The organism is Vibrio sp. 970 (assembly GCF_033339075.1).
Genome location: NZ_JAWOTW010000710.1, coordinates 1 through 543 on the forward strand (window position 1 = coordinate 1; position 543 = coordinate 543).

Below are 543 nucleotides of genomic sequence, written 5' to 3' on the forward strand. Positions count from 1 at the left end.
CCTGTTGAGGCGCTGCTTGGCTTGTACAGTTCGGTGGGTTTTGGGGAACTTTCTGGTTTGAATTTAGTTGGCGAAGTGACTGGTATCTTCCCAACTCGAACGCGTTGGTCTCCCATTGAACGTGCAACCATTGCGTTTGGTTATGGTCTGTCTATCACGCCGATTCAGCTTGCACATGCGTATGCAACGTTAGGGAACCTTGGCAAGTACGAGCCGATTCATATTATCGAGAGTAATGACCGTGATATGTCACGTCAGGTAGTAAGCAAGGAAAATGCGCGTCTTGTGCTTGATATGCTTGAGACCGTAACTCAAAAAGGCGGTTCGGCTCGTCGTGCAGCCGTTCCGGGGTATCGAGTTGGTGCTAAAACGGGTACGTCTCGAAAAGCATCGGCGGGTGGCTATAGTGATGAATACATCACTTATACCGCAGGTCTAGCACCTGTGAGCGACCCACGAATTGCGTTGGTGGTGATTGTGAATGAGCCGCAAGGTGATGATTACTACGGTGGTTCGGTCGCGTCTCCTGTCTTTTCTGAAATT

The 543-nt window shown here is 49.9% G+C and carries 1 protein-coding gene; it reads left to right on the plus strand.

Annotation, left to right across the window (positions count from 1 at the left end; all coding sequences use genetic code 11):
• The coding region (locus R7Q11_RS28760) for a penicillin-binding transpeptidase domain-containing protein (protein ID WP_263857233.1) at positions 1-543 on the plus strand (543 nt) is incomplete at both ends.